Origin of the sequence: Helicobacter pylori (assembly GCF_014498195.1) — a bacterium.
Lineage (GTDB): Bacteria > Campylobacterota > Campylobacteria > Campylobacterales > Helicobacteraceae > Helicobacter > Helicobacter pylori_DO.
Genome location: NZ_JACTGH010000015.1, coordinates 25,230 through 32,500, shown reverse-complemented (window position 1 = coordinate 32,500; position 7,271 = coordinate 25,230). Strand labels below are relative to the sequence as shown.

The window sequence follows — 7,271 nt, the reverse complement described above, 5'->3', positions numbered from 1 at the left end:
CAAAGGGTTAAGTCTTTTTGGGGTAGGAAATATCCATGCAGACTTTAAAGAACAAAGCCTTTCGTGTTAGTGTCCATTAGGGCGCTTTAGTTAGGAAGCTCCTTGCTTTAGCAAGGGGTGGTTTCACTATGGTTTCTTGATGGGATAATAAGCGTTTCTATGCCATGTTTTTTAAAGAGATTTTTAGTCTCTTCTAGGCTAATATTAGGCTTATCTTTGTCATTATCTATATCAAAAATAAGCAAGTTAGAAAAGCCTTTGGTGTTATGGGTATTTCTATAGTTATTCTTATAAATCGCGCTTGAATAATGGTAGTTTGTAATCACCTTAACTAATTCATCTAAACTTTTCACGCTTTCATTGACCCAATCTTTAGCTGGCATGAAATCTGTGCTACTAGGATATTTAGCCCTTGAAAAATGGATAGTTAAGTTATCTCTAGTGGTGTTTGTTTTATTTTCAATTCTTGTTTGAGTGCCTTTATATAATTCAAAACTCTGAACCTTTTTAAGATAGTCAGCGTATTCTTTGCTTTTAGATTGCTCAATATCGCTCAATAATTTTTCTAAAAAAGCGTCTAATTTATTAGCATTAAATTGCCCATTACAGCTTAATAGAATACTTTCATAAGCATTGAGCTTTCTTAATTGCAAATAACTCATGCTATCAATAATGCTTTCGCTCAAAACAATATTTTTAATTAACTTTAAATCCTTAGGAGCCAGCATTTCTATACCTTTTTCCCCCTTATTTAAAACATTGAGCGGTCTGCCTAATACTTGATTGTTTAAGCTAGTCATAGGATTTTCTAAGCGTCTAGTGTAAGAAATGATTTTATTAGAATGGCTATTTTTAGAATATAAGAAGTTAGGCACACACATGTTATTATGTTTGTCTTTTTTTAAAGAGTGGTTATAGACTAAAAAGAGATTACCCTTAAGCCCTCTTTTTTCTAACATTTTGGAATTAGTTAAATCATAAAGCTCAAATTGATTGAATTTATCAATAATTTTTTGTTGCTCTTTAGATTTATCCGCTTCTTTACTGGCTAGTCTAAGAGTATTTTCTTTTATGGTGTTGTCATTTACGCTTAAGCCTTGCGTAAAACCTATTAAGTCTAAATTTCTGTTCTTACAAAAATTGATAATATTACCGCTATCAGCTTTATTGTCGCAATTCACATAAAACCATTGAAAATTAGCGCTTTGTCTTACAAGAATCTTTTCATTGCCGTTGCTATAAACTTTCCAAATTTTAGTGCTTTTTTGTGCGTTAAATCTATAGCCATTTTTTTCTAGAAGGCTATCTAGTGGTAAGTATAAAGCGTTCTTTACATAAGCCATAATCTAAGCCTTTATGCGCATACTCTTAAATCTTTAGATTTAACGCTCAATCTATTAAAAGCTCTTTGCAAATTTTTCAACACAATAGCTTTTTGATAAGGGCATTTGTTACTAGGGAGTGCTTTTTTGCTCAAGCTCTTATAATTGAGCGTAAAAATTGTCTGTGTGTCATTTAGAGGATTAAAACTAAAAAGTAAGTTGTTAAATTGTCTGAATTTATTAAAAACGATCTCTTTAAGCTCGCAAATTTGGTTATTAACTCTATACTTCACGCTTTTTAGCCTTTGTGCGTTCTTTTGTAAAAAGTTAATAATTCTTAAAAAAAAAGGGGAAAGGAGAGTGTTTTTATTGAATTTACTCCCTTGAAACTCCTTATTTTTTGTGAAGTCTTTTAAATAGATATACACATAGCCTGGCTTATTTTTTACCGCTTCAATTAACCCTTGAGCTTCCAAATCATTGATTGCGTTTCTTAAAGACCTATCTACACACTGATGCACTTGCGTGTAATAGTGTCTACTTAATGCAATTTTATTGCTTTTTGAACTTAGTGCAAGCTCACAAAGCTCTCTGTAAAGCCTTCTAGACCCAACCCCACCAAATAAAGTGCTATAAAACCTATCTTCAACAACTTTTCTAAAGATTTCTACATTAACATTTGGATAGTTTTGGAAATAAAATTGTTGTGTCTTTTTGGAAAATTTAACATTGTCTAAAAACATTTCTTGGCACTCTCTAGAATTTAAGTGCAGTTTAGGGATTTTAAAAAACTTCATAAACTTCCTTTTAAAAGAAGCTTAGATAAGAGTTCTATAAATAATTACATTCTCTAAAGAATGAGATAACAAGTTAGAAGCCGATAGTATCTACTTATTAAAAAATATCGCTGCTAAAAACCTTAATTTTGATAAGGCTACTCACCCTAATGCAAGCGATAGTAATTTATTTTTATTGGTATTCAACATGCCAAGGACGCAAACGATAGGATTACTCAACCACCTCCAACAGCCCTAAAATTTTTAGAACTCGCTTAAGTTAAGTCTAAGTCTACTATACTCAAACTATTTGAGATAAAACTTACAACAGAAGGGTTTTAATGTGGGTATAATGCAAAAAGTGGGTTTAATATTAATGATAATTTTTAGTTTTGCCATGTCCAATGATAAAAAACCACCAATAGATATTGAAAGATAATCACAAAATGAAGACAAGCGCTAAAGTATTATTGACTTTATTGATTGTAATATCATTAGGTAAGGGATTAAATAGTCTCATATCAGCTTGGCGTGGCAAAGATGATGCGATCCCCATTGAAACAAGACTCCATAAAAACAAACTGACAATCATTTCTAAAACAGACAGCATAGAAATCCAAGACATTCAGTTTAATAGAGAGAATTGTTCTCACACTTATACTAGTAAGGATTTGGAAAAAATTCAAAAAGATTTAGAAGAGCTTGAAGAAGGAGTGCCTGAATTGTTCGAGGAGCTTGAGCGTGATGAAGAGTCCATCGCTAAAAATGAAAAAACGATCCAAGAGTATCAAAATAAAATTGCTAATTTTCAAAAATACTATAAAGATATAAAAGATATTGACGATTATTCGGCGTTAATGGCTCAATGAACATAAAGATTCTTATACTTGGGATAATGATCTTGATTTTGAATCCCTTAAAAAAGCCTTTTAAGTTCTATTGAACAATCAAGAATGGCAAAATAAGGTTAAAGAGTTTTTAGATGAGAACAAATCTGCTCTAGCCGAAATGAATGAGATAAACGAACAACTCCCACAAGCACAAAAAAACTCCAAGAGCTCGAAGACGAAAAAACCGCTATGTTCACGCTTAAATTTGGAGAGTCTCTGACAATAACACGATTGCAAGAATCTCATGGAGGTTAAAATCCAAACCGATAAGGGCAGTAAGACCCTCCATTTTAAACTCCCACAACCCAAAGAAGAGGGTTATTAATTGGTCAGATCTTTGGTATTTTTAAATTAATTGGGTTGGATTGACTCCTTGTTTTATTTCTTTAATTTTTTAAAAAAAGAAATTTTGGTTACTCTGTTTGCATCGTTACCAGAACTCTGTTGGTTTTTTAGTTTAAAGCCCAATTGGTTTTAGTGAGATTTTCTCTGATGGAAAAAAGCTTGTCTTTGACTTCGTTGCTGCTCAATTTCCTCACTTTATCCGAATTGTATTTCAAATCCTGGCTAAGAAGAGACAATCTGTTAGACAAATCGGCAATATCCACCCTTAACCCCTCATCTCTGGCTAATTTGAGCGCTGGGATTAGATCCGTATCTTTTGAAAATATCAAAATCCTATCGGCTATTTTTTTAAAAGCGATTCTTTGAATGTCAAGACCCATGAGCATATCCACCTGCTTTTGTTCCAATAACGCTCTATAACTCCCATCAAACTCCACTCTTATTGCGTTTAACTTAGTCCTCCCTAACCTTAATTCCACTTGATCCAATGAAGCGAGATCGTGTTGGAAATTTTCCACATCGCTATAAATCTTCTCCCATTTAGTCGCTTCACTGCTTTGTAAGATCTCTTCAATGTCGCTGCTCGTGAAGATTTTCATTTCTGTTCCCGGATTTTTTTCATTTTGGAGGGTGTCATTCCTTTTATCCCATAACGCATGTTCAAAATCAAAGGGTGGGGTGGTATAAAAGTAAATACGACTGATCCATTCATCATCTAGTAAAAAAGCTCTGATAGTAACGATCACATCTAAAGCGATATTGTAATTAACGCATTTTGTTTGTTTGATATCGCGCCTGAAATTCTCCCAATCCACTAGTATGATTGTGTTTGCTTTCATTTATTGCTCCCTTATTTATACGCTAAATTTTTTAAAAATTCTTAATGCAATCTTGTATTTTGTGCCAACAAGAAACATGGATATAATAATAGCGTTTTTTAAACCTTGCAATTAAATAATAGGAATGATTGATGCGTATTTTAGGAATAGATCCAGGCAGTAGGAAATGCGGGTATGCTATCATTTCTCACGCTTCCAACAAGCTTTCTTTAATCACGGCCGGGTTCATTAATATCACCACGACACGCTTGCAAGAACAGATTTTAGACTTGATAGAAGCCTTAGATTGCTTATTGGATCGTTACGAAGTCCATGAAGTGGCGATTGAAGATATTTTCTTTGGGTATAACCCTAAAAGCGTGATCAAGCTCGCGCAATTCAGGGGGGCGTTGTCCTTAAAGATTTTAGAAAGGATCGGTAATTTCAGCGAATACACGCCCCTACAAGTCAAAAAAGCCCTAACCGGTAACGGGAAAGCCGCTAAAGAGCAAGTAGCCTTTATGGTCAAACGCTTGCTTAACATCACAAGCGAAATCAAGCCTTTGGATATTAGCGATGCGATAGCCGTTGCTATCACGCATGCGCAACGCTTAAGGCTCCATTAACTACCATTTGTAAGCCACTTCAAAACGCGCATTAAACCCAGGCTCTGCGATCGCTCTTTTAACAGCGTCAGTGCCTGGCATATCCGGGCTCATGACATAGGGGCTTGTTTGATCCACATAGAATTTGTTGAAAACATTATTGAACACGGCTGAAAGCAGCAAACCTTTCCAGCGGCTTTTGGTTTTAGGACTCCAATTGATATAAAAATTACTCACGCCATAGCCCGGTTTGTGCATATGCACTAACCCCAATTGGGATCCGCATTTGGCTAAATCGGTAGGGGTTTTGGGTTTCTCAGCCGTCCCGTAATCAGGCAAGTAAATATCAAACCCGCAATAATCTAAACCGGTAACAAAGCGGCTAAGCCAAGCAAGATTGATCCCTGTTTTGGGGATGGTGTAATCCAATTTAATGATAAAAACATTACCGGTGCTTGCGGCAAGCTCATAGCTGTCCGCCATTAAATACCCCCTAGTGGTGGGCCAAGTGCGCGAGATCCCTACATTCAAACTCACGCCCTTGTATTTGAATGTCCCACCCACTTCATAGCCATAAATCCTAATCGCTTGATTTAAATTGGTTACAATCAAATTTTGCGCGTATTGTGAGATGAAATTATCCAAAGCCTGATAGAACGCCGCAGCCCTCCCGCTAAAATACTGGCTTGAATAATCAATATTAAATTCAGCGTTAGAGCCCACTTCAGGCTTGATATTTTTAGCGTATCGTAAATCGTTTTGGCGCATATACACGCCATCTCCTGGCATCACCCCTCTTGTAACTTGAGAATAAGTGATTTTTAAAGATAAAGGCTCAATGGGGCTTAGCACAAGGGCCGCGCTAGGGCTAAAGCCTTGAGTGTAGCGGTGGTTCCAGTCTTTATCATAAAGCGTGTATGCGTCCCACCTAACCCCAGCTCCAAAAGTGATGATTTTATGAGGCGAGTAATTCGCTTGCACGTAGCCTCCATAAATATTCCCGTTCGCTTTCCCTCTTTGGCATAGCGTAGGGTCATTGGGGTTATTATCCACAAGACTGCAAGCGATTTGTTTTTGCCCTTTATCATCAGTATAGACTTGATTGGGTCTGTATAATTCTGATTTGGGGATACGAGCGTCAAAAACGCTTAAATTTTGGTAGTTGAATCCGTATTCAAAAAGGCTGTCTGTGGCTTCATCAATCACATGCGCGACTTTAAGGTTTAAGCCGGTGTTGTTTAAAAACAAATCCCTAGGCTGTGAGCTTGGTTTATCCACATCTGAAAAGCTTGGGGTGCAATACCCGCCTTCCACGCATGGGTAATTTTCTTTTTCCCATGCGCTCGCTTGAGAAGTGGGGAATTTGGCATAAACGCCATTAGGATCAAATAGGGGATCAAACTTGGCGTTTCTAATACTTGTATAAAGGGTAAAATCCAATCGTGGGTCGCCAAAAGAATTTCCCGCTTCCCTTTTGTATTGTAAGGAAAGATTGTTAGCGCTATTGATGGAGTGATACATGTATTTAGTGAAACTATCCAACACATTAGGACACCCTTGGTCGCTATCAGGGCTAAAAGGGGCTTCACAAGGATAGGCTAACCCTATAGCGTTACTCCTTAAAGGGCGTGTAGCGTTATCTCGTGTCATGTTCCAGCTGAAAGTGAGCGTGTCTCTGTCGCTCAAATAACCATTCATTTTAACTAAAGCGTTGTTTTGTTCGCTGGGAGTTCCTGGCTCTTTATCGGCTTGTGTGGGATTGAAAAGGTTTTTCATCGCTGTAGCGCCGCTTCTATAATAGAAGATGTTTTGGTGCGTGTAGTAAGCGATAATATCAAAATGCGCGCTTTGATAAGCCGATCTAAAAGTCTCTCGATCGCCAAAATTGGTATAAAAACTCACCGCCCCACTGGCTGCATAACTGCGCCCTTTTGGGATAAAATCAGCCGCTCCTTTAGTCTCCATTTTAATCACTCCTGCGATCGCTCCTGGCCCTGCACTCGCATTCGCTGATCCTTTGGTAACTTCCACGCTTTTGAGCATGCCAGGGTCAATTATGGTATTGCCTTGGTGGTGGTAGATATTGCCATTTTGCGCAGCCCCATCCACAGTAACCCTTAAAAGCCTGTCTTCAATACCTCTCACATAGATTTTTTGCCCCATCACGCTCCCTCCGCCCACATTCACATCAGGGTTAGTCCTAAACAAGTCCTTGACTTCATTGCTTTGGCGTTGATCCAATTCTTTAGAAGTTACTTTAAACTCATTGTTGTAAGTGAAAATCCTTTTAGCTTGGGTGGTAACCTTATTTAAAGTGCGCTCCTCGCTATAGCAAGTCTCAGCGAGTAGGGGTAAACATAAAGCGTATCTAAGCCTTGGGTATGATCTTAAAAACATCCAACAACTCTCCTTAATCTAAAAATTTAAAAAATAAAAATCAAAAAAAAACAAAACAAAATCCGTCAATGCATTGAGATAGAATAGTATGATAGTTATTATTAAAACCAGATTAAAA

The 7,271-nt window shown here is 37.0% G+C and carries 5 protein-coding genes and 2 pseudogenes; 3 read left to right on the top strand and 4 right to left on the bottom strand.

The annotated features are described in order from the left end of the window. A pseudogene (locus tag H7N67_RS08215) lies at positions 1 to 70 on the top strand (RNA-guided endonuclease InsQ/TnpB family protein); the annotation flags it as partial. Between the two features lie 52 nt (positions 71 to 122). Here the strand turns inward: H7N67_RS08215 and H7N67_RS06965 are convergent. Continuing rightward, positions 123 to 1,343 (bottom strand): annotated as a pseudogene (locus H7N67_RS06965) (hypothetical protein); the annotation flags it as partial. An 11-nt stretch (positions 1,344 to 1,354) separates the two neighbouring features. Next, positions 1,355 to 2,119 carry a hypothetical protein gene (locus tag H7N67_RS06960; protein ID WP_187939497.1) on the bottom strand — a complete coding sequence of 255 codons (765 nt, stop codon included), beginning with the start codon at positions 2,117 to 2,119 and terminating at the stop codon, positions 1,355 to 1,357. Positions 2,120 to 2,544: 425 nt separating this feature from the next. Between H7N67_RS06960 and H7N67_RS06950 the strand changes: the two genes are divergently transcribed. Then, positions 2,545 to 2,967 carry a hypothetical protein gene (locus H7N67_RS06950; protein ID WP_000857969.1) on the top strand — a complete coding sequence of 141 codons (423 nt, stop codon included), beginning with the start codon at positions 2,545 to 2,547 and terminating at the stop codon, positions 2,965 to 2,967. A 473-nt stretch (positions 2,968 to 3,440) separates the two neighbouring features. Here H7N67_RS06950 and H7N67_RS06945 read toward each other — a convergent pair whose 3' ends face one another. After that, the gene (locus tag H7N67_RS06945) at positions 3,441 to 4,172 is read right to left on the bottom strand and encodes an NYN domain-containing protein (RefSeq protein WP_000646774.1); all 732 of its coding nucleotides are present in this window, start codon (positions 4,170 to 4,172) and stop codon (positions 3,441 to 3,443) included. Positions 4,173 to 4,303: 131 nt separating this feature from the next. On the opposite strand from H7N67_RS06945, the gene ruvC reads away from it, so the two are divergent. Further along, on the top strand, positions 4,304 to 4,777 hold the full coding sequence (ruvC, locus tag H7N67_RS06940; RefSeq protein ID WP_187939496.1) for a crossover junction endodeoxyribonuclease RuvC: 474 nt from the start codon (positions 4,304 to 4,306) through the stop codon (positions 4,775 to 4,777). Here the strand turns inward: ruvC and H7N67_RS06935 are convergent, their stop codons facing one another. After that, entirely contained in the window at positions 4,778 to 7,153 is a 2,376-nt protein-coding gene (locus tag H7N67_RS06935; RefSeq protein ID WP_187939495.1) for a TonB-dependent receptor, read from the bottom strand. It lies immediately after the preceding gene. Positions 7,154 to 7,271 lie beyond the last annotated feature (118 nt).